The organism is Paraburkholderia sp. Ac-20347, from assembly GCF_017104805.1.
In the GTDB taxonomy this organism is placed as follows: Bacteria; Pseudomonadota; Gammaproteobacteria; order Burkholderiales; family Burkholderiaceae; genus Paraburkholderia; species Paraburkholderia tropica.
In genome coordinates, this window is the sequence record NZ_JAAGPN010000051.1 from 19,699 (window position 1) to 40,591 (window position 20,893).

The 20,893-nt window shown below is 58.7% G+C and carries 16 protein-coding genes and 4 pseudogenes; 7 read left to right on the top strand and 13 right to left on the bottom strand.

Translation table 11 applies throughout. The features are described 5' to 3' along the window. The gene (locus G3N97_RS12770; protein ID WP_205993535.1) at nucleotides 1-462 is read right to left on the bottom strand and encodes a nuclear transport factor 2 family protein; all 462 of its coding nucleotides are present in this window, start codon (nucleotides 460-462) and stop codon (nucleotides 1-3) included. A gap of 161 nt (nucleotides 463-623) precedes the next feature. Here G3N97_RS12770 and G3N97_RS12775 point away from each other — a divergent pair, with 161 nt between their 5' ends. Beyond that, nucleotides 624-1,361: a winged helix-turn-helix domain-containing protein gene (locus G3N97_RS12775; protein ID WP_205993536.1), complete on the top strand. Its 738-nt coding sequence runs from the start codon at nucleotides 624-626 to the stop codon at nucleotides 1,359-1,361. Between the two features lie 336 nt (nucleotides 1,362-1,697). Next, nucleotides 1,698-2,105, top strand: coding sequence for a SidA/IucD/PvdA family monooxygenase (locus tag G3N97_RS12780; protein ID WP_205993537.1), 408 nt, complete (start codon nucleotides 1,698-1,700; stop codon nucleotides 2,103-2,105). Nucleotides 2,106-2,159: 54 nt separating this feature from the next. Here G3N97_RS12780 and G3N97_RS12785 read toward each other — a convergent pair whose 3' ends face one another. From G3N97_RS12785 to G3N97_RS12800, 4 genes are all read right to left on the bottom strand, one after another. Then, nucleotides 2,160-2,696 carry an EAL domain-containing protein gene (locus G3N97_RS12785; RefSeq protein ID WP_346778063.1) on the bottom strand — a complete coding sequence of 179 codons (537 nt, stop codon included), beginning with the start codon at nucleotides 2,694-2,696 and terminating at the stop codon, nucleotides 2,160-2,162. A gap of 98 nt (nucleotides 2,697-2,794) precedes the next feature. Beyond that, nucleotides 2,795-4,459, bottom strand: coding sequence for an IS66 family transposase (locus G3N97_RS12790; RefSeq protein ID WP_205993539.1), 1,665 nt, complete (start codon nucleotides 4,457-4,459; stop codon nucleotides 2,795-2,797). Nucleotides 4,460-4,546: 87 nt separating this feature from the next. Further along, nucleotides 4,547-4,900: an IS66 family insertion sequence element accessory protein TnpB gene (tnpB, locus tag G3N97_RS12795; protein WP_205993540.1), complete on the bottom strand. Its 354-nt coding sequence runs from the start codon at nucleotides 4,898-4,900 to the stop codon at nucleotides 4,547-4,549. Further along, nucleotides 4,900-5,391, bottom strand: coding sequence for a transposase (locus tag G3N97_RS12800; RefSeq protein ID WP_205993541.1), 492 nt, complete (start codon nucleotides 5,389-5,391; stop codon nucleotides 4,900-4,902). Before G3N97_RS12800 ends, tnpB begins: the two co-directional genes overlap by 1 nt. A gap of 81 nt (nucleotides 5,392-5,472) precedes the next feature. On the opposite strand from G3N97_RS12800, the pseudogene G3N97_RS12805 reads away from it, so the two are divergent. Continuing rightward, nucleotides 5,473-7,578: pseudogene (locus G3N97_RS12805) on the top strand (Tn3 family transposase); the annotation flags it as partial. 592 nt (nucleotides 7,579-8,170) lie between these two features. Here the strand turns inward: G3N97_RS12805 and G3N97_RS12810 are convergent. The 5 genes from G3N97_RS12810 to G3N97_RS12830 all read right to left on the bottom strand — a co-directional run bounded on the left by G3N97_RS12810 (nucleotide 8,171) and on the right by G3N97_RS12830 (nucleotide 14,000). Next, entirely contained in the window at nucleotides 8,171-9,328 is a 1,158-nt protein-coding gene (locus G3N97_RS12810; RefSeq protein ID WP_205993542.1) for a branched-chain amino acid ABC transporter substrate-binding protein, read from the bottom strand. A gap of 182 nt (nucleotides 9,329-9,510) precedes the next feature. After that, entirely contained in the window at nucleotides 9,511-10,743 is a 1,233-nt protein-coding gene (locus G3N97_RS12815; RefSeq protein WP_205993543.1) for an FAD-binding oxidoreductase, read from the bottom strand. Between the two features lie 63 nt (nucleotides 10,744-10,806). Continuing rightward, nucleotides 10,807-11,160: a RidA family protein gene (locus G3N97_RS12820; RefSeq protein ID WP_205993544.1), complete on the bottom strand. Its 354-nt coding sequence runs from the start codon at nucleotides 11,158-11,160 to the stop codon at nucleotides 10,807-10,809. Nucleotides 11,161-11,162: 2 nt separating this feature from the next. After that, nucleotides 11,163-12,692 carry an amidase gene (locus G3N97_RS12825; RefSeq protein ID WP_205993545.1) on the bottom strand — a complete coding sequence of 510 codons (1,530 nt, stop codon included), beginning with the start codon at nucleotides 12,690-12,692 and terminating at the stop codon, nucleotides 11,163-11,165. 21 nt (nucleotides 12,693-12,713) lie between these two features. Continuing rightward, a complete protein-coding gene (locus tag G3N97_RS12830) occupies nucleotides 12,714-14,000 on the bottom strand; it encodes an MFS transporter (protein WP_205993546.1) in 1,287 nt (428 codons plus the stop codon). A gap of 95 nt (nucleotides 14,001-14,095) precedes the next feature. On the opposite strand from G3N97_RS12830, the gene G3N97_RS12835 reads away from it, so the two are divergent. Continuing rightward, complete coding sequence (locus G3N97_RS12835; protein WP_205993547.1) at nucleotides 14,096-14,755, top strand: XRE family transcriptional regulator; 660 nt, start codon at nucleotides 14,096-14,098, stop codon at nucleotides 14,753-14,755. A 139-nt stretch (nucleotides 14,756-14,894) separates the two neighbouring features. Here the strand turns inward: G3N97_RS12835 and G3N97_RS12840 are convergent, their stop codons facing one another. Next, nucleotides 14,895-16,358, bottom strand: a complete 1,464-nt coding sequence (locus G3N97_RS12840) for a benzaldehyde dehydrogenase (protein ID WP_205993548.1) — start codon at nucleotides 16,356-16,358, stop codon at nucleotides 14,895-14,897. 30 nt (nucleotides 16,359-16,388) lie between these two features. Continuing rightward, nucleotides 16,389-17,966 (bottom strand): benzoylformate decarboxylase, encoded by a 1,578-nt coding sequence (gene mdlC / locus G3N97_RS12845; RefSeq protein WP_205993549.1) that lies wholly within the window; start codon nucleotides 17,964-17,966, stop codon nucleotides 16,389-16,391. Between the two features lie 105 nt (nucleotides 17,967-18,071). Here mdlC and G3N97_RS12850 point away from each other — a divergent pair, with 105 nt between their 5' ends. From G3N97_RS12850 to G3N97_RS12860, 3 genes and pseudogenes are all read left to right on the top strand, one after another. Then, a complete protein-coding gene (locus G3N97_RS12850) occupies nucleotides 18,072-18,965 on the top strand; it encodes a LysR family transcriptional regulator (RefSeq protein ID WP_205993550.1) in 894 nt (297 codons plus the stop codon). Between the two features lie 183 nt (nucleotides 18,966-19,148). Continuing rightward, nucleotides 19,149-19,756, top strand: a pseudogene (locus G3N97_RS12855) (Tn3 family transposase); the annotation flags it as partial. A 216-nt stretch (nucleotides 19,757-19,972) separates the two neighbouring features. Next, a pseudogene (locus G3N97_RS12860) lies at nucleotides 19,973-20,107 on the top strand (IS5/IS1182 family transposase); the annotation flags it as partial. 86 nt (nucleotides 20,108-20,193) lie between these two features. On the opposite strand, the pseudogene G3N97_RS12865 reads toward G3N97_RS12860, so the two are convergent. After that, a pseudogene (locus G3N97_RS12865) lies at nucleotides 20,194-20,766 on the bottom strand (transposase); the annotation flags it as partial. Nucleotides 20,767-20,893: the final 127 nt, after the last annotated feature.

Genomic DNA, 20,893 nt, shown 5'->3' on the forward strand with positions numbered 1-20,893 from the left:
TTAATCCGCGTCCGTCCCTGCGCCCGCACCAACCGAGGGTATGGCATTCGCCGCAGCTACCAGGGACTTGAACCCGACCCATCCCCAGTAGACCCGGTGATGCGAAATGAGTCCATCCTTGACGTCCATCTCTTCAACAAGGTCAACCTGATCTCCTTCTGGCGTCTCACGAGGATATTCCCAGATGAGCTGTTGGCCATTCGAGAAGAACGTACCGGTCCGGTACCAGCGACCAAGACTGTTCTGCAGCTTGCGGGGTCCGGCATCGAAAAATTCGCGAATCGCGGGTTTGCCAAGCAAAATTCCGTCCCCTTTATGGGGCAATGTCACTACGATTAACGGCGTCTCGAGAATGGCGTCTTCTGCGTATAGCGCCATTAACCCTTCGAGGTTTTTGTTTGCAATCGTCGTATGCCATTGCTCGTAAATGTGGAGAATCGCGGAATCAGTGTTTGTGACCATGGTTGTATGCCTTCAAGGAAAAATTACGACCGGTAATCTGCGCGTTAATGGAACGAACGTTCCCAGTCTAGCGGCAAGATTTTTCAGATGTTTCGATACGGATCGAAACATCATTGCATTCAGTTCGCTACCATCTCCGTTGAAGAACCCGGAGAATGGCTATGTGCCAAGACCACAATGTCGCTACCGTTGCCTTCCTGATTGCCGATTCTGCGCGGGCAACCATGTTGATGTTTCTCCTGGACGGACAGGCACGTCCAGCTGGCGAACTCGCGCATGTAGCAGGCATCACCGCGCAGACGGCGAGTTCTCATCTGAGCAAGTTGCTCAACGGCGGGCTGCTTGCTGTCGAAGTGGTGGGCCGTCACCGCTACTACCGGCTTGGCAGCAGCGAGGTCGCCGCTGTGCTCGAGAACCTCGCAGCCGTGCGGCCGGTGGAGGCTGCGGTGCCGAAGCGGCCGAGCCGTACTGTGCAGGAACTCCGTTTCGCACGCTGCTGTTTTGATCACCTGGCCGGCCGACTCGGCGTGGTTGTCACCCAAGCGATGCAGGAGCAGGAGCAGGAGCTGATCATCGCGGCGCAGGACAAGCGGTTCGACGTCACGTCCGAGGGTTACACCTGGTTCAGCCGGCTCGGTATAAATCTGAAAAGCGCCGACGAGAGCGGCGGTAACCTCGCACGGCAGTGCCTTGACTCAACGGAAAGAAGGAACCATCTGGCTGGCCCGCTCGGCCGAGATTTCCTGAATCTTCTGTATTCGAAGGGCTGGCTGAGACGCCAGGAACGTTCGCGCGCTGTACATATCACGCCCGAAGGATGGAGCGGCTTCAGGACGCTACTTGGCGTGGACGAACATGCACTGCGGCACGGAGAAAGCGAGTTGCGCGTCGACATCTGACGTTTTCCCTGCGATGCCTAACGTTTTGCATCGATACCCCGCAACACGCGCATGTCAGCAAATTGGCAGCATGTCGGAGTTCCCTGAAAGAATTTTCGAATCAGGAGGTCATAATTTAATTAATTGTTTCATTTTAGCCATATTTGCCATATGGATTTCAAATAATCACCATTAATTCCAGCTTTTATTGATGGTGTCGCGCCATGTGATTGAGTATATTTTTCGGCTTTGTTGGCGATTCACTTGTTTAATTTCCGATTAATTTTTTATGGGCTCGTCGGTGGATTCGTAACTCGATTCCGCACGACCGTGTTCAAACTATTCGGGTATAAGGACATGTTAGCAGACAAAGATAAGTATCAAGTGGTCGGGATTGGCATCGGCCCCGCCAATTTGAGTCTGGCTGCGCTGCTTCAGCCTTGCGTGAATATCGAAAGCATTTTCCTCGACCGGAAAGACGAATTTGTCTGGCACCCTGGATTGTTATTTCCAGACGCGCAGTTGCAGGTCGCCTACCTGAAGGATCTGGTGAGCCTGGTGGACCCAACGAATCCTTACTCGTTCCTCGAATTCCTGCGCGAAAAAGGCCGGCTCTACAGCTTCATAAACGCGAACTTCCCGCACGTGCTGCGCCGCGAGTTCAACGAGTATTTCCGCTGGGCCGCAGCGAAACTGCCGGACCTTCGCTTTGGCTCCGGCGTGCACGGCATCACGGCCGGTCGTCACGGCATCGTGAGACAGTAGACAACACCTACTGCGACACGGACAAAAGCCCGCATATTTTTGTGTGCCCATCGCTCATGATGACTTGTTTGTCGTATTCCCGATCAGGCGGATCTGCCCACTCGACACGAGCTGGTTCAGCGGAACTGGCCGCCCAAACAGAAAACCCTGGATCTCGTTACAGCCTTCTCCCGAGATAATCTGGAGCTGGTCGGGTGTCTCGATGCCTTCGGCCAATACAGGTACGCCAAGACTCTTGCCCAGCGCCAGCACTGCGCGGATGATCGCAATCGCCTGCGGGTCTGAATCGATCTCCTTCACAAACGAACCGTCCAGCTTGATCTTGTCGAACGGAAAGGCGCGCAGCGTATCCAGCGACGAATAGCCTGTTCCGAAATCATCAAGCGCGATACCCACACCCATTGCCTTGATTTCCCGGAGAATCTCCAGCGAGCGCGCGCGATTCGCAAAGATGGTCGATTCCGTCAGCTCGAGCTCAAGCCGTTCGGGCGCCAGTCCCGTCTCCTTCAGTATCGTGCCCACAAGCAGTGGCAGGTCGGCATGCGCAAGCTGCACCGCCGACAGGTTGACCGTAAGCGCCGATTCCAGCACACGGCATGGCGGCATACGGGCAGTTTAGGTGCGAGCGTAGCCGCGTCGCGGCGCTCGGAATCAAGCGGTGACGTCGGCGTGGATGCGGCGCAGGTCAGTCAGGGAGTTTTTGCTTTGGCCTGCTGCAAGCGGGCGTAATTGAATGGCAGCAGATCCGTGACGTCGGCGTCGGACGCGCGCTGTGGCAGCTCGGTGAGCACATGCAGGAGATAGTCATACGGCTCGACGTCGCAGGCCCGGCACGTCAGCACCAGGCTGTAGATCGTGGCGCTGGCTTTTGCGCCGTCAACTGTGTCGCTGAACAGCCAGCTTTTTCTCGACGTGGCAAACGGCCTGACGTCACGTTCGCAGACGTTGTTATCGATGGGTGCGCAACCATCTGTGACGTAGCGGCTCAGGTATTCCCACTGCTTTCGCGTGTACGCAATTGCCTTGCCCAGCAGACTCTGGGGCGCGACCTTCGGCGCGAGTTCATCGAGCCACGCCTTGAAGGCTTCGAGCACCGGTGCGCTGTGCTGCTGGCGCAACTGATACGTGTAGCCTGCGCGCGTTTGGCCATCGGGCAAATCGCCTTTGGCCAGCGCCTCGACCCGATACAGAATCTGGAAGTATTCGAGTGCCTTCGTCACGCGAGCATTCGGTGTTTTCGGCTTGCCGTCGTCGCTGCCCTTGTTTTCAGCCGCCTTGTCCGCCTTCACAAACAGCCTGCGCGCGTGAGCCATGCATCCGAAGTGCGTCGCCGTTTTGATCGTGCGCCAGGCGCTGTAGCCGTCGCTCATCAGCATGCCGCCGTAGTCACCGAGGAAGGCCTTCGGATGCTCCTGTCCACGCCCCGGCTGGTACTCGAGCAACACCACAGGCTGCTCGCAGTCCTGGGCGCTGCGGTAAACCCACATGTAACTTTTGCTCTGGGCGGACCGGCCGGCTTCCTTGAGCACCTGAAGCGTGGTTTCGTCGCCGTGGATCAACGCCTGGGACAGCAGGACCTTTTTCAGCGCGTCGTACAACCGCGTGTAATGCAGTTCGCTGGGGCGGATGACCCATTGCGCGAGCGTGCCGCGACTCACCGGAACCTGCCAGCGCGCGAACGCCTCCTGCATCCGGTACAGCGGCATGCCATCGACGTACTTTGCCGTCGCCACCGTCGCGAGCACCGACGCGTCGGCATGGCTGCCCGGAAGCGGCTGCACCGGCATCGGCGCGACCACGACCGGCGTATGTTCGGCGTGGCGCTCGCAGTGGCGGCACGCATACTTCGCGCGCACGTTCTGGTGGACCGTCCATTTGGTTTCCACATGCAGCTGCTCGCTGATATCTTCGCCAATGCGATGCATGGCATTACCGCAACACGGACAGCCGCGCTGGTCCTGCGGCAGGTCGTACTCGATACGCTCGCGTGGCAGATGAGCGGGCAATGGCTTGCGCCCGACCTTGCGGCGTTCAGTCGGACCAGCCGCTGGCAGGCCGGTGTCGGGCAGCTCGGGCAGGACACCCTCGTCATCTTCGTCGCCGGACTCACTGCGGGCGAGCAATTCGGCCTCGTCGAACACGCGATCCTTGCGCTTCTCGCTTTTCGGTGCGAAACGCTCCGCTTCCAGCAGACGGACCTGTTCCTCAAGCTGCTCGATGCGCAGGCCCAGCTTGCCGATGTGCTGGTCCAGTTTGTCGATGTGTTGCGCGTCATCGGCGACGCGCGCCTCGAGGGTGTGGATGTAGCCCTGGACCGCCTTGGGTACGCGCTTAAGATCGGGGGTGTTCGTCATGCACACCAGGATAGCGAAGTGCGACGCGCCGTGGGTTTACGTCGGAATGTAAAAGCGCACCGCCGTTGGCTTCGCACAACAGGCGGGTTAGCTGGCGTGCAGGTAATGCCGCGCGGGGTGGCGGCGAACCGCGTCGATGTCGATGCCGTCAAGCAGCCAGTGAAGCTGCTCCGTCGTCAGTTCGATCACAGCCTGGTGGCGGCGTGGCCACATGAAGTGGTCCTGTTCAAGCCGACGCAGCAGCAGCCAGAAACCCGTGCGCTCGTACATCAGAAGCTTGATGCGATCGCACTTGCGGTTGCGGAACGCATACACGGCACGCGCGAGCGGGTCCAGTCGCATCGACTCCTCGACCAGGGCGGCCAGGGTATTGATGCCGCAACGGAAGTCAACCGGCTCGCGGTGCAGGTAGACCCGAAGGTCGTCGGCGAAGCGCAGCATCAGCGGCCCCTCAACGCGTCGATCATCGCGGTGAGCAGCGTCGTATCCTGCTGCCCGCATTCAAGCTCAAGACTCACGCCGTTGGGCAAGTGCGCCACCAGGCGCGACGGCGGCGCTGGATGTTGCGAGGCCGTCATCGCCTCGCGTCGCATCGGGGGCGGCAGGACATCGGGCATTGGCAGCCTGTGGAGCGGATGCGCAGGCCCGACGTCCGCGACTTCCCGCACCGGCACGAATGCCGCCGCATGTCCCGGTGTCGATCGCCGCTTATACCGCGAGCCAGCAGGCTTGCGATCCAGGCTAATCCATTTGCGAAGCTGGTTGGCATTTACGCCAGCCTTCAGCGCAAGCCCCGCAACCGAGGCTCCGGGCCTTTGGCAGGCCTCTATGAGCTTGTGCTTGTCTGCGCGGTCGTACCGGTTCTTGCCGTTGGTCGTTTTACCAATTACCCGCAGCGGAAGAAAGTCAAAATCAGTTTGAGTGTCAGTCATAAGCTGCGTCCGCAATGTTGAGGTTGCGGACGCAGCTTGATCTTCTTGACCCGGCCGCGCTAGGCGCGGCAGAAACTACCGCTTACTGAAATTCTGAACCTCCACGACCGGCTGATCGGCTCGTTCTTCACCAAGGCGAAGCACAAGTACGAAAAGCGTTTTGCGGCGGAGGGCAAGGCGGTCAATGACAAGGTGCGTCTCTACGCGAAGGTTGGCGCGGCATTGATCGCCGCAAAGGAAGCCGGCGCCGATCCATTCCAGGCCATCGAAGCCATCGTGCCGTGGGAAACTTTCACGGCCAGCGTACGTGAAGCGGAGCAGCTTGCGCGTGACGCGGAATTCGATTCGACGGCTTTGCTCGTTGACCATTACACGCAGTTGCGGCGCTATTCCCCGACGTTCCTGGACACCTTCGATTTCCGCGCCGCGCCGGCCCGCCAGGACTTGATCGACGCGATCGCCCAACTGCGCGCGTTGAATCGTACCGAAGCGCGCCAGGTACCCGCCGACGCACCAAGGGGCTTCGTCAAGCCACGGTGGGAGCGGTTCGTCTTCAGGGAGGGCGGCATCGACCGCAAGTTCTATGAACTGGCTGCGATGAGCGAGCTGAAGAACGCGCTACGCTCAGGTGATGTGTCGGTCATTGGCAGCCGCCAGTTCAAGGACTTCGATGAATACCTGTTGCCGCGCGCAACGTATGACGAGCAACATCGGGAGAGCCGGTTGGGACTCGCCGTGGAAACGTCGGCGGCGAGCTATCTCGACGCGCGCATCGAGCGCCTGCGCGAAGCGCTGGATGAGACCGCCAGGCTCGCGGCAGCGGGCGAGTTGCCAGACGTTGAGCTGAACGACAAGGGGCTCAAGATCACGCCACTGGATGATGCGACGCCGGCAGAGGCCGAGGTGCTTACGCAGCAGGCCTATGACCTGATGCCGCGCGTGAAGATCACGGATCTGCTGCTCGAGGTCGACCAGTGGACCGACTTCACGCGGCACTTCACGCATCTGAAAAGTGAGACAGAGCCGCCCGACCGGACGCTATTGCTGACCGCGATCCTCGCTGACGCCTTCAACCTGGGCCTCGAGAAAATGGCTGATGCCTGTCCGGGCACCAGCGCCGCCAAGCTGTCGTGGCTGGTCGCCTGGTACATCCGCGACGAGACGTATCAGAAGGGACTGGCCGAACTGGTCAACTATCAGCATGGCCTGCCCTTTGCTGCATATTGGGGCGAAGGCACTACCTCGTCATCGGACGGCCAGCGCTTCCGCGCCGGCGGTCACGGTCAGGCCGGCGGATATCGGAACGCGAAGTACGGCAACGAACCGGGTGTGCTGTTCTATACGCACATCTCCGATCAGTACGCGCCGTTTCACACCAAGGTCATCAATTCGCCGGTGCGCGACGCCACCCATGTGCTCGAAGGTTTGCTGTATCACGAATCCGAGCTGCGCATTGAGGAGCACTACACCGACACTGCTGGCTTCACTGACCACGTGTTCGCGCTGTGTCACTTCCTCGGCTTCGAGTTCGCGCCGCGCATTGCCGATCTGGCCGACAAGAATCTGTACGTCCCCGGCAAAACGGGCGACTGGCCGGCGCTGTCGTCGCTGATTGGCGGTTCGATCAGCCGGAAACTGATCGAACGGGAGTTCGACGGCGTGGTGCGCCTGGCCGCATCGATCCAGCAAGGCACGGTGACGGCTTCGCTGATCCTGCGCAAGCTGAGCGCGTATCCGCGGCAGAACGGTCTTGCGATCGGCCTGCGCGAGCTCGGCCGCATCGAACGTACGCTATTCACGCTAAAGTGGTTGCAGGACCCTGCCTTGCGGCGCCGCGTGTCCGCCGGACTGAACAAAGGGGAGGCCCGGTATTCACTCGCGCGGGCGGTGTTCTTCTATCGGCTTGGGGAGATTCGGGATCGCTCGTATGAAAACCAGCGCTGCCGGGCCAGCGGCCTGAATTTGGTGGTAGCAGCGATTACGCTTTGGAACACGGTGTATCTGGAGCGGTCGATTGCCGCCCTACGGCAGCAGGGCGAAATCGACGACAGCCTGATCTCGCACGTCGCGCCGCTTGGCTGGAATCACATTAACCTGACCGGCGACTATGTGTGGCACGCCAACAAACGCGTCGCCAAGGGGCGATTCCGGCCGCTGCGCGTCAGGAAATCGAGCGGGACGCGTTAGCGTACGAAAAAATCCGAATCTTGAGGGCACCCCGTATAGGACGCCAGAATCGCTACCAGCAGCGAGAAGACGACGAGTACAGGGTTATAGGTGCTGGCCAGCATCGGGTGATTCCTTGTCTGTGTCGATTCATGCCGACTCCGATGCGCCTCGTTGCGAAGGATTAGCGGAGTGCCGCACTGAGGAGGCAGATGGTGGGTGTCATCCCCCAGTTATCGGCAAGGCATTCAGCAACTTGAGGTCATGCCCCTCCGGACCCCGGATGCGCGCTGGCGAGGCCAAGTTAGCCATAAGTCTGCCGAAGTTTTGAGCATTGCCTGTTGCGCTTTGCTTGCAGCCACCTCTGATAAGTTGTCCATAAACTTGTTACCGGAAAGTGTGGATAACTTTGTGCATTAAACGCGGTTGTCTCGTCCTTGTTTTCAGCGACTTGTCAGATTAACCGGACGTCAGGGCGTCGCATAAGACACGTCAGATTAGAGTCATTTTCGCCATTGGTTGACGCCTCCGCATCAACGTTTCAGACCCAAATCTGACGGTTTCGCCGTTGGCGTACGTAAACGTCCGAATCTTGAGGGCACCCCTTATAGCTTTACAGCGGCTTGATCACGCCCAACGGCGTGATTTTTTGTGACTTCACTTGATATACCGAGACCTTAGCAAATTTCTGATCCCCTTTATTATCAAATTGAATTCGACCCGTCACGCCCGTGTAATCTACAGAATGAAGAGTGTCAATGAGCTTCTTCGGGTCGAGCGAACCGGATCTCTGAATCGCCTCGCCAACGACCATCACCGCATCGTAGGTATAGGGGCCGAAGTACTGAGGCGGTTGTTTGAAGCGAGTTTCATACTTTTGAACGAAATCTTTGGAACCCGGGAGCTGATCGAGAGGCGCACCCGTTTGGGTGCAATACTCTCCCTCGGCTGCAGACGCGGCCACACGCACCCAATTCTCGGTGCATATGCCGTCGCCACCAAGAAAATGAACGCGCGCCATGCCAAGCGCTTTCATCTGCTTGACGAAAGGTGATGCAATAGCGTCCGTGCTTGCCAGCACGATCGCATCCGGTTGGCCCGATTTTAAAGAAGTGAGAATGGCCCGAAAGTCGACGGCTTTATCGTTCGTGTATTCTCGCGTCACCGCGATACCAGACTCGCCCGCATCTTTCGCCACCTGGTCGCCCAGGCCCTGACCATATGCGGTTCTGTCATCCACAAGTCCTATGCGTTTGGTTTTTAGCTGTCCGCTAAGGAATTGAACCATTCCGCGTGCTTGTGCATTGTCGTCCGCCACGACGCGAAAGGTGTTCTTGAGGTTTCGCGCGGTAAGCTCGGGATTTGATGCACCGCTTGAGATGAACGGTATCCCGGCCTGGCTGTAGATGAGTGAGGCCGGAATCGCGACCCCCGAGTTGATGTGACCCACGACGGCGACTACATGGTCATCAACCAGTCGTTGAGCGACGATTGTGCCGACGCGCGGGTCCGCCCCATCGTCCGCCGCGACCAGTTCAAAGCGAACGCGCCTACCGTTCACCATGATGTTCTTGGCATTGAGCGCACCAATCGCCAACTCCCCGCTGTTCTGTACGTCTTTACCCAAGTTCGCCAGTTGACCAGTGGTTGGTCCAGCGACAGCAATCTTTGCTACCACGTCATCCGCATATGAAGTCGTTGACGCGAACGCCGACAGGGCTCCGATACACGTCGCGACAAGTGAAAACTTCAAATGATTTTGATGAGCCATGTTGCTTCTCCAAGGAATTCATCTGTTTCAGTATCGATCTTGTGGCCAGCATTAGGTATCCTTACTTCTTGTTTCGCAGAAGCCTTGAATACCTCGGCTTGCCCTCCGTGCGCTGCTCAAAAAACATCATATCCGTGCCAAAATAAAATTCTCATTTGCGAGAAAATAAGCCGCCTCGGCATCTAGAATCGGTCGGCACGAAACGGTGCCAGGTCGACTGCGGGGCGGACGCCTGTAACCGACTCTGCAACCAGACGGCCGGTGATGGGCCCCAGGGTCAGTCCGTGGTGCGCGTGTCCGAACGCGAACCATAGGTTCCTATGGTGCGGTGCTGGCCCAATGACCGGCATCATGTCCGGTGTGCACGGACGGCACCCGAGCCACGGTTCCGCGTCTACTCGTTCTCCGAGCGGAAAGACTTCGCGTGCCACTGGCTCGACCGCCTCCAGTTGTACGGGCGTCTTTGGCGAGTCGCGAAATCCAAGTTCCACGCCGGTCGTGAGTCGAATCCCTCGAACCATAGGTGTAATCATGTAACCGACTTCGGCATCGAGCACTGGCTGATTCAGCGTTGCGCCGGGCGTGCTCGCGTAGTGCATGTGGTAGCCACGCTTCACTTCGAGTGGCAGCGCATAGCCAAGCCTTGTGGTCAGGTCGCCGGACCAGGGACCCATTGCGATGACGCCGATTTCAGCCTCCGCTACACCGGACTCGGTCTGAACGCGCCAGCCATCTTCAAGCGTAGAAGCGTCGCCAATGAGTACGGTGCCACCGAGTCGCTCAAAAAGCTTGGCGTATGCGCTGACGAGGCCAGCCGGGTCACTCACCGAGTTAGACGACGAGTAGCGGACTGCCGCGCGAAGGACCGAACTCAACGACGGCTCGGTTTTTTGGAGCGCGTCGCCCTCCAAAACATCGAACTCGACCCCGTATTCGGCTTTCCAGCGCGACGCCTCAACGACGGCGCCGTCAAAGGCACGTCCCGTACGGAAGGCTTTAATCCATCCGGTTGTTCTGAGGAGAGCCTGCGCACCCGCCGCTTCAATCAGGTCTCGGTGTTCCGAGACGCTGTGCTCTATCAAAGTCGAATACGCTCTTGCAATCTGCGCATGACGGTCGGCCCTGGAGTTGTGCCAATACTTCAAGAGGAACGGCGTCAGTTTCGGCATCGCCATCGGGTGATAGCGAACATCCGTCGCGCGATTACCCGCATAGTGCGCGAGCGACGCAAAGTCGCGAGGGAATGCGTACGGATACACGCCCTCGCGTTGGATAAGTCCGGCGTTGCCGAGCGAAGTCTCGTTACCAGGGGCTTTGCGGTCGATAAGCGCGACTTTGACGCCGCGGCGCTGCAACTGCAGAGCGACAGACGTGCCGACGATGCCGCCTCCGAGAACCATTGCATCAAACTTCATCTCGATATTCCTTTCTTACGCACCATGCGAACTGCTTGATTGCCCGTCCAAGGACCGGGTCGTTCAGGCGAGCGCCGTTACTGCAATCTCAACATCGAGACCCGGTTTCATCAGAATCGACGTGACACACGCACGTGTCGGAGCGTGCCCCTCCTCGACCCATGCGTCCCACACAGCGTTAAACGCATCAAAATGCGTCGGGTCGCTCAGCCACACGTTGGCCGTCAGCAAGCGAGTCTTGTCGATTCCAGCCGACGACAGCAGTTTGTCGATGCGGGTGAGAATTTCGGTAGCTTGCACATCGATAGCGGCGCCCGCCGTGTCAGGAACCTGTCCTGACAGATAGACAACACCATTGGCCACCACGATCTGGCTCATGCGAGTGTTGGTCTGCAGGCGTTTAATTTCTCGACTCATAGTTACACCATTGATAAGCCGGATGCATCGCTTCCGGTCGGGTTGAAAATCGGAGGTGAGGTGACGAGAGACTTCAGCGCTGGATTGGCTTCGCGCAGCTGCGACAGATTCGGGCGGGGACGACGCAGCGTCGACGAGCCGGAAAATGCCTGCTCAAACGCATGGGAAATCGCCAACGTCTGATAGTCAGCGCGGAACGGTCCAACTATCTGCAACCCGAACGGCATACCCGCCTCATCCACGCCACACGGCAAAGAGAGCGCCGGGTTGGTCGCGAGTGTGACGACATAGGTGAGCGCAAGCCAACGGTAGTAATTTTCCTGCGGTCTGCCTTGCACGGTCGAGGCGTAGAGTTCCGACCACGGGAAGGGCGAAACCGGCGTTGTCGGCGAGATGATGACGTCGTAGTGAGAGAATGCCGACTGGAAGCGCTGGAAGATTTTGGTCTGCTCGACCTGAGCCCATGCGGAATCCGCAAGTGACATTTTCGCGCCCATCTCGTAGTTCGCGCGAGTGTTTGGACCCAGGGCGCTCGGGTCGCGCTCGTATGCCGAGCGCAGACCAGCGACGAAGCTTTCAGCCCGAAGCACGTCAAAGCACCCATGTACTTCACCGAGGTTAAAGTCAACAGGCTCACACGTGTGGACGATGCTTTTGATCGCCGCAACTCGCGACCTGAACGTTTCTCGAATCGACTCATCAACGTCGCAACAGCCAAAGTCCTCGGTGTAGCCGACTCGGAGTTTGGCAAGGTCGATAAGCGCGATCCGATTGAATCCCAATGCATCGACCGAGTAGCTCAACGGGTCGCCCAGCGACTCGCCTGCCGTTGCAGCAAGCTGCAACGCAGCCTCGGCGACGGTCCGGCCCATCGGGCCGACCACCGAAATCGGTGTCCAGCCCAATAAACGGCGAGAGTTGGGTATAAGGCCAGGTGACGGCCGAAAGCCGACCACGCCACACTTTGACGCTGGAATGCGCAACGAGCCACCAGTATCCGACCCGGTGCAGACAGGCAACATGTCGCACGCGAGCGCCACCGCCGAACCGCCCGAGCTACCGCCTGCGTTCAGCGCCGTGTTGAACGGGTTGCCCGTCGCACCCCACACGGGGTTTCGGGTGTTCGCACCAGCGCCCAATTCCGGGACGTTCGTTTTTGCCAAGAGAATTGCACCCTGTTTGCGCAGTCGCTCGACCAGCACCACATCGCGCGACGGCACGTTGCCCCGGGACATCGGCGAACCATAAGTCGTTAGCAAGCCAGCCGTGTCTTCAAGGTCCTTCACGCCCATCGGCAGGCCGTGGAGCAGCCCCAGGTCATGCCCATCCATCACGCGTTGTTCAGCGACCTTCGCCTCGCGTCGCGCCGCATCGAAGCAGGTCGCCGTGACTGCGTTCACCGCTGGATTGAGCGTCTCGATACGGTCGATAAAGGCGTCCACGAGTTCGACTGGCGAAATCTGCTTGATGCCGATGAGTCTTCGGAGCTCTCCAGCAGACCGGGTCACCAGTTCTTCGTTATCGATGGTCATTGTCTTTTCCTGAATTAAGCATTAGTTGATGGCTTCGCCAGTGCGGTCGCGCAGCCAGATGACAGGGACCAACGAAATCGCACAGGCAGCTGCCACATACCATGCGGGTGCCAAAGGATTGCCGGTACGTTCGACAATCCAGCTTGCGATCAAGGGAGAAAAGCCACCGAAAAACGATGCACTTACCACATAGGTCAGCGCGATTCCGGTCGCACGCACTTCGCGAGGGAACAACTCCGGAATCATCACCAGCACCGGAACAATCTGTCCGGCAACGAAGATGGCGAGAAAGGCGGAAACCGCGCAGAGCAGCAGTATCGAAGGCTGAGCGCTCAAGAGCAAAAACGCGGGATAGACCGATGCCAGCAGGACGACCCGCGAGATAATCAGCACCCGCTTGCGGGTGAAGCGGTCTGCCAGGCGACCTGCGATAGGCGCCGCGATGAAAAGCGTGAGTGAGCTGACGACGCCTGAGATGACGGATGCGGTCGGTGACAGGTGAAGCGTCCGCACCGCGTGGTTCGGAAGAAAAAACGCAGTGATGTACACCGACACTGAACCGCCCAGTTCGGCGAACGTGCCCACGATTGTCAGCTTGAGATGAGTCGTAAGCGCTGCTTTGAGCGCGCCCTGCTTCTTTCCACCATGAGCGGGTGCGCTGCTCAGTGTTTCTTCGAGCCGACGCCGAATCAGCATCCCGACTGGAGCAACGAAGATGCCAAGGAGAAACGGAAGGCGCCATCCCCAATCGTCAACGACCTCCTTGGGCATAGCTACATTCACAATTGTGGCGACCACAGCACCGAGCGCGAGGCCGAGGGCAGTCGCTGCGAAATTCCAGCTCGCGAAGAACGCACGCGTGTTGTCATTCGCATACTCCACGAGCAACGTCGTCCCCGGACCGAACTCGCCGCCGGCAGCAAAACCTTGGATGAGGCGAGCGGCAAGCACGACCAGCGGAGCAAAGATGCCTGCCACTGCGTAGGTCGGAGCACACGCGATGAGCGCGCAACTTAGCGCCATCAGCATGATGGTCAGCACCATCGCCTTCTTCCGCCCGGCGCGGTCGGCGTAGGCACCGATGACGACTCCGCCAAGAGGACGTACTATGAAGCCAACACCGAAGACCCCAATCGAAAGAAGAAATTGATTGACCGGGGATGCGGATGGGAAGAAAAGCTTGCCAATCTGGATTGCGAAGAAGCTATAGATGGTGAAGTCGTAGTATTCAAGGGCTGTCCCGAGAGTCGTTGCAGCGATAACCTGAAACTTGGACGGGCCAACCTTTTCGAGTGCAAGCGATGCCACGATGCTGCTCCTTCAGATAAAGGACGGTATGAGAGTTATCATATACGGGAAAAAAATAATTCTCGTATACGACAAAATCCTATTCAAGCGATCCCATGCCAAACTTGAAAGCTCAACGCAAGCAACCGACCATCCCGTTGGAGAGGGATGGTGCCGCGCCGCATATCGACCACAAGGCTGTAGGCGGGCACTTGCGCCAAGCGCGCAAATCGCGCGAACTAACGTTGATGCAATTGTCCGAGCGTTCTGGCATCGCTGTTTCAACAATTTCCAAAGCCGAGCGTGGCGACATCGCACTCACCTATGACAAGTTCGCCGCATTAGCTCACGCACTTGGCGTCGACTTCGACACCATCTTCGGCCGCACGCCCAGTCGCTCGTCCGGACCGTTCGAACCGACGTTGACGCGGTCCGGAAAGCAACTGATTTACGACACGCCCAATTACGAATACGGAATGATTGCCAACGATCTGGTCGGCAAACGTATGGTGCCGATGCGAGCTCACATCCGCGCACGTGCACTCAACGACTTCCCTGACTACATCCGGCACAGCGGTGAAGAGTTCGTTTTTCTCCTGCAAGGAAAGCTCGAACTTCACTTTGAGAGCGGGTCCGTCTTCAAGCTCGAGCAGGGTGATAGCCTTTACTTCGACAGCGCGCAGGGACACGTCTATATCAGTACTGGAGCAACAGAGGCCGAAGTGCTCGTGTGTTGCGTCGACACCGACGACCATCGTCCGCCGCAAAGCCTCTAACCTGCTCGGGCGTCGGCTCCAAGCTCTCGTTCATATGGCGGGCCCAGAAATTTATTGCGAATGCCGTGCGTGGCCTTATACCCTGCGTAACCGCCACAGACCTCGAGCGCCGGGCGGTAGCGACACTATCAAACGTCCATCAGAACGGGTATTGGACGGGTTTGTCTGTCAGGCTCACCCACTGTGTTTGCGTAAACTCGTGCACGTTCGCAAGACCGCCGAAGCGCCCCCCGTTTCCAGAAGCCCCCATCCCGCCAAACGGTACGTGGAATTCGTTATTCACCGTTTGGTCGTTGACATGCACCATGCCCGAACGAATCCGCGACGATAGTGCTAAGCCACGCGACATCGACTTCGTGTGGATTGCGGCGGCGAGGCCGTACTCTGACGAGTTGACCAAATCGACGGCCTCATCGTCGGTGTCAAAGATGGTGATAGGTGCGATGGGGCCGAAGATTTCCTGCTCAAATGCAGGCATGCCCGGTTTGACGCCGGCAAGGACTGTCGGTTCGTAGAACAGCCCGCTGTACCTGCCGCCGGCTAGCACGTAGGCACCCGCACGCACGCTTGACTGAACAATGTCGTCGATTCGCTCGAGTTGCTTCTGATTAATCAATGGCCCAAGATGCACCGGCTCTTTCGCGGGATTCCCGACCTTCAAACTGCGAGCACGCTCGGCAAGCCGCTGCACGTACTTTTCTACGATGGAGCGATGCACGAGGTGACGACCGGTCTGCATACAAATCTGGCCCTGATGCAGAAAAGATCCCCATGCGCCACTGGACGTCGCTGCATCGATATCCGCGTCGTCCAGGACGACCATTGCATTATTCCCGCCAAGTTCAAGCGCCACCTTCTTAAGCATGCGACCGCAAATTTCGCCGATGGAGCGGCCTACTGCGGTCGACCCCGTGAACGAAATCATGCCAACCTGCGGGTGACGCACGAGCGCGTCGCCTGCAGCTGGACCGCCCGGAACAACGTGCAGCACACCAGCGGGAAGCCCAGCATCCTCGAACACCTTGGCAAGCAGAAGACCGCCCGCCACCCCGCTCTGCGCGTCTGGCTTCAGGATGACTGCGTTACCGAGGGCGAGAGCAGGCGCGACCGAGCGCATCGCGAGGAGAATCGGGAAGTTCCAAGGTGCGATGACGCCGACGACACCAACTGGAACGTGTCGGCAGATGTTCATGCGTCCCGGAACCGAAGACGGATAAAGCGCTCCGTCGGGCTGCATTGGGAGTGCAGCGGACATCTGCATCTGTTCGTAGGTCGCGTGCAGTTCCCATTCCGCCTTCGGGCGACTCGAACCGCATTCGCGAACGTTCCATTCGTTGATTTCGGATGCGCGTTCTTTCAGAAGTCGGGCAGCCTCTCGGACAATCGCCGCACGTTGGTCAAAGGGCATTGCTGACCACCCTTCCTGAGCCTTCATTGCTGAGATGACTGCACTTTCGATATCCTCCGGCGACCCTATGCCAATCAGGCCGATACGCTCGCCGGTCGCTGGCTCGATGACCGCTTGGGTCCCGCCAACTGCCACCTTCCACCCGTCAGAAAAGATTCGTCCGTTCCAAAGTTGCGACTCACCAAAATTGCTCATGCTCATTTCTCCGTGATGCAGGTTGACGCTTCAAGCCCGAGTCTCAACCTCGATAAGGACGGGTTTGTTCTCAGCAAGTGCTTGGCGCAAAGCCGACGTGAGCGACTCAGCCGAGTCCGCGTGCAGCGCCTTGACTCCGTAGCCGCGTGCGAGCGCGCAGAAATCTAGCCCGGGCACATCCAATCCCGGAACGTTCTCGGCTTGCAGGACGCCAGCAAACCAGCGCAACGCGCCGTACGTGCCGTTCTTCATGATGATGAAGATGGTCGCAATGTTGTAGTGGGCCGCCGTCCAGAGTGCCTGGATGCCATAGTTCGCAGAGCCGTCGCCGATTACGCCGATCACGCGGCGCTCGGGCTTTGCCAATTGAATACCGACCGCTGCCGGGAGCGCGAACCCGAGCCCGCCGGCGGCAGCGAAGTAGTAGCTGCCTTGCTCGGTCATGCGCAGACGCTGCCAGAGAATGTTCGTGGTCGAAGTCGATTCATTCACATAGATGGCATCGCGTGGCGCCATTTCATCGAGGATGTCGAAGACCCGTTCCGGAGCAAGACGTCCAGGCTCATTGGGCGCCGGTTCCGGCCGACGAATAGTGCCGGGCATCGAGCGAGAAGTTTTGGAGACGACGTTGCTCAACGTCTCGAGAGTCGGCGCGATTTCTGCGATGATTGCGTCACCCATCGGAGCACGCGTAGCCTCGTTGATGTCGCATGTAATCGCAATAAGGCGCGTGCCTTGCGGCAGGAACTCGCCGGGCTCGTACTGGTGATAGCGGAATACGGGGGCGCCCACCACGAGCACCAGATCGTGGCCATCGAGCATTCGGCTGATGCTCGCAATGCCAGCGGGCAAAAGACCACGGAAGCACGCATGGGTCGTCGGGAAAGAACAGCGCGGAGCCGAAGGCGCCATCCAGACTGGCATCGCGAGTTTTTCGGCAAGCGTCACCGCAAAGCCATTGGCGTCGCTGGCATCGACGTCCGGACCGACGATCATCGCCGGGTTCTTCGCTTGCTCAAGCTCGCGAACAAGCCTCTGAAGCACACCGGCCGTGGGGACGCCCGCCATTTCAACGCGGCGGGTCGCGAGATGGTCAACGCCGGAAGCCGCCTCTTGTTTCCAGTCGTCATAGGGGACCGACAGGTAGACCGGGCCTTTTGCGCCAGTGCCAGCAGTGTGAATCGCGCGGCTCAGCGCCAGCGGCACTTCTTGAGCACTGGACGGCTCCGAACTCCACTTGACCAGCGGCTTCGGCAACGAAGCCGCATCGACGTTTGCCAGCAGAGCTTCGACTCCGACCATGGCGCGAACTTGCTGACCCGCAGTCACGACCAGCGGCGTGTGAGAGTTCCATGCGTTAGCCAGTGCGCCCATGGCATTACCCGTGCCTGCGGCCGAATGCAAGTTCACGAGCGTCGGACGGCCTGTCGCTTGAGCGTACCCGTCCGCCATTCCAACAACGGCACCCTCATGAAGGCCAAGGACATAGTTGAAGTCGGTCGGAAAGTCCTGCAGAAACGGAAGTTCATTTGAGCCTGGATTTCCGAAACACGTCGTCAGACCTTGCTTGCGAAGGATTTCGTAGCACGCTTGGTGGATTGTTTTCATGGCTATCAGTTCGGTTCGATTCCCTATGCTAGGCCGGCAAAACAAACAGATCCAATCATCATTTTTTTGCTCTTAAAATAGATGTCATCTATATCGGTGGCAACCATGAGCATAGACCTCAACCTCATTCGCACCTTTGTCGCAATCTACGAGACGCGAAGCGTCAGCGGCGCAGCGAAACGTCTGAGCATTACGCAACCGTCTGTCAGCTATTCGTTAAATCGACTGCGCGATCTTCTCCACGACCCGGTCTTCACTCGCAGTCGGGACGGGATGGTCCCTACCTTCAATGCAACGCAACTGTTCAACACCTTCAAGGCTGCCCTGAACAGCATTGATTCCGCCATATCAGCGACGCGCGAGTTCGATCCCAAAAAGTCCGAGCGCACGTTTCGTCTTGCGCTCTCTGACTTGGGCGAACTGTATTTCCTTCCCTTGCTGATTCGCGAGTTGCAGGACATCGCACCTTCGGTCAGCCTCGAAATCGTGCAAATCGAAAGTGACCTCGTTGCTGATTGGCTCCAGACCGGATATGTAGATGCGGTCGTGGGAAACCTCCAGTTCGTCGGAGGGGAATCAAGAAAAGCAACCCTGTTCAGCGAGAGCTACTCCTGCTTGTTGAGCGCATCGCATGCGCGCATTGGCGACACGCTCACCCTGGAGGAGTTCGTGGGCGCAAACCATGTCGTGGTGGCGCCCTTCACAGGCCACCATCTTGTTGAGGATGTGTTAAGCGAGACGGGACTGAAACGGAAGATTGTTCTCCGGGTCCCACATTTCACCAGTCTCTTTTCCTCCATTGCAACGACCGACCTGGTGCTCACGCTGCCGACTCGTGTTGCTGAAGCATTTGCGCGTGATGGGCGCACGAAAGTCCTGCCGCTCCCGTTCCATATACCTCCGTTCGAGGTGAATCTGTACTGGTACCCGCATGCCGAGGACTCCGGCGCCCTGCAGTGGTTCTGTGACTCGATCACGCGGACGTTGAGTGACGTGTGAGTCGACTTGTAACTGGGCCTTCCTGGCACACTGCGTCTGCCAGGAAGGCTCGCAACTCCGACCGACGATTTGACGTCGAGACCTCTGGCACCGTCGTCATTGGCGCCGTTGACGCCAGCACCGACGGCAAGGAAGCCGCTGTGCAGTCTCCAAAGGTGCGATGCACTTCCGTCAGCGTCGCATGCTCAACTGACTGCGATCACTGACCGAGATGTCAAACTCGAACTCATTGCGGACGTATGGGACGAGTTTGTGAGGATCGCAGCATCGATCCGTTCAGGCAAATGTACCGCAGTCGATGCCCTTGCCCGCTTCGGCTCGGCTGCGCGCGGGCAAGCCGTATATGAAGGCGGCGTTCACATTGGGCACCTGTTCAGAAGCATCTTTCTGATCGACTTTTTCACCAATACCGCGTCAGGGCAGAGCTACAACATGCCTTGAACCGCGGGGAAGCCGTCCACAACGTTCAACGCGCGACCCATATCGGCAAGATACCCGTTGAACTGGCCCGACGTCAGGAATCGCTCTCGGCGGTTTCTTCCGCCCTGACATTTCTTTCGAACATCTTGATGGCGTGGAACACCACTCACATGCAACGCGTTCTCGAAGAAATTCAGGCTACCACGGGCAAGCCACTGGAATCTGAACAGTTGAGGCGAATCGCGCCGACCCACCTGGAAGGAATCAATTTGCGCGGGACGTTCAATTTCCCGGTGGCGCGGTACGCGCGCCGAATCCTTCCAAGTCTCGACAGTGATCCGCACGTTTCGACCGCCAGTCGTCGGGCCTGAACTGAAGGCCCGAGCGTTGAATCGAAATTGCAGGCGGCGTCTGCAATTTCGGCGCACATCACCGATTCAACGAGCGGGCTCCTACCATCCTGCTAGCCCGCAAAGGGTAGTCAGCAGATGCTTGATTTGAAAAGGAATTTATAAGGGGCCGCAAGGGAGAGCCCCGCCCGGCTTAGGTGCGTCTAACCGGAAACCTGCACGAAAATCAAAGGCATACCCGCCGGCGAGCGCGCAATCTGCCGATTCACGACCGTGGAACACGGAATGACGCTGCAGGTGTACTGGCCCAGCGCCTGCCCGCGTTGCCCGCTCAAGGAACAATGTTCGCCCAGCGACTACCGCCGTAAGCGGCTCGCGTGGGCCGCTCTCGACGTCACGTGCGTAAATGAGGCATGCTCGGCGAGCGTGGGCAGGTTCTGTCTGGGCCTACCCGGCTATCAGGAGGTGGAGGCAGGAGGGCCGGCCTTGCCGCGCAGCTTGGGGGCCACATTCCAGGGTAGTAGCTCTTCGATGCGGTTGATTTTGTGATCGGCGATATGGGTCAAGACGTATTCGAGATAGGCTCGCGGATTGATGCCGTTGAGCTTGCAACTGCCGATCAGACCGTACATCGCGGCGGCCCTCTCGCCACCGCTGTCGGAACCGGCGAACATGAAGTTCTTGCGACCCAGGCTTACACAGCGCAGAGCATTTTCGGCCAGGATATTGCTGATCTCGGCCTGCCCATCCTCGCAGAACATCATCAACTCGGTCCAGCGATTCAGCGAGTAGTTGATTGCGCCGGCCAGGCCCGACTTGCGCGACAGCGTCGCGACCTTGGCCCTGATCTTCGTCTCGAATGCGATGAGCAGTGGCTTGCTCTTCTCTTGCCGCACTCGCCGCCGTTCGGTGGCTGGTTTGCCGCGGATATTCGCCTCGATGCTGTAAAGCTCGCCGAGCATGTCGAGCAGTTCCTGCGTGTCGTCGGTTGGCGTGCTCGCATGAACTTCGTAGTACCGTCTCCTCGCATGTGACCCTGCCTCATTTCCACGTACAGCAGATCATGCAGCGACCAACGCGGCCTCGAAGTCGACGGGAGTCAGAAACCCTATCGAGGTGTGCAGGCGCTCTCGATTGTAATAGCCCTCGATCCAGTCG

Coding starts and splice junctions, on each gene's coding strand:
- G3N97_RS12820 (WP_205993544.1), bottom strand. CDS start 11,160: ATGAGTCGAGAAATTAAACGCCTGCAGACCAACACTCGCATGAGCCAG.
- G3N97_RS12840 (WP_205993548.1), bottom strand. CDS start 16,358: ATGAGCAATTTTGGTGAGTCGCAACTTTGGAACGGACGAATCTTTTCT.
- G3N97_RS12790 (WP_205993539.1), bottom strand. CDS start 4,459: ATGACGAACACCCCCGATCTTAAGCGCGTACCCAAGGCGGTCCAGGGC.
- G3N97_RS12780 (WP_205993537.1), top strand. CDS start 1,698: ATGTTAGCAGACAAAGATAAGTATCAAGTGGTCGGGATTGGCATCGGC.
- G3N97_RS12835 (WP_205993547.1), top strand. CDS start 14,096: ATGCCAAACTTGAAAGCTCAACGCAAGCAACCGACCATCCCGTTGGAG.
- mdlC (WP_205993549.1), bottom strand. CDS start 17,966: ATGAAAACAATCCACCAAGCGTGCTACGAAATCCTTCGCAAGCAAGGT.
- G3N97_RS12815 (WP_205993543.1), bottom strand. CDS start 10,743: ATGAAGTTTGATGCAATGGTTCTCGGAGGCGGCATCGTCGGCACGTCT.
- G3N97_RS12770 (WP_205993535.1), bottom strand. CDS start 462: ATGGTCACAAACACTGATTCCGCGATTCTCCACATTTACGAGCAATGG.
- G3N97_RS12850 (WP_205993550.1), top strand. CDS start 18,072: ATGAGCATAGACCTCAACCTCATTCGCACCTTTGTCGCAATCTACGAG.
- G3N97_RS12800 (WP_205993541.1), bottom strand. CDS start 5,391: ATGACTGACACTCAAACTGATTTTGACTTTCTTCCGCTGCGGGTAATT.
- G3N97_RS12810 (WP_205993542.1), bottom strand. CDS start 9,328: ATGGCTCATCAAAATCATTTGAAGTTTTCACTTGTCGCGACGTGTATC.
- G3N97_RS12825 (WP_205993545.1), bottom strand. CDS start 12,692: ATGACCATCGATAACGAAGAACTGGTGACCCGGTCTGCTGGAGAGCTC.
- G3N97_RS12775 (WP_205993536.1), top strand. CDS start 624: ATGTGCCAAGACCACAATGTCGCTACCGTTGCCTTCCTGATTGCCGAT.
- tnpB (WP_205993540.1), bottom strand. CDS start 4,900: ATGCTGCGCTTCGCCGACGACCTTCGGGTCTACCTGCACCGCGAGCCG.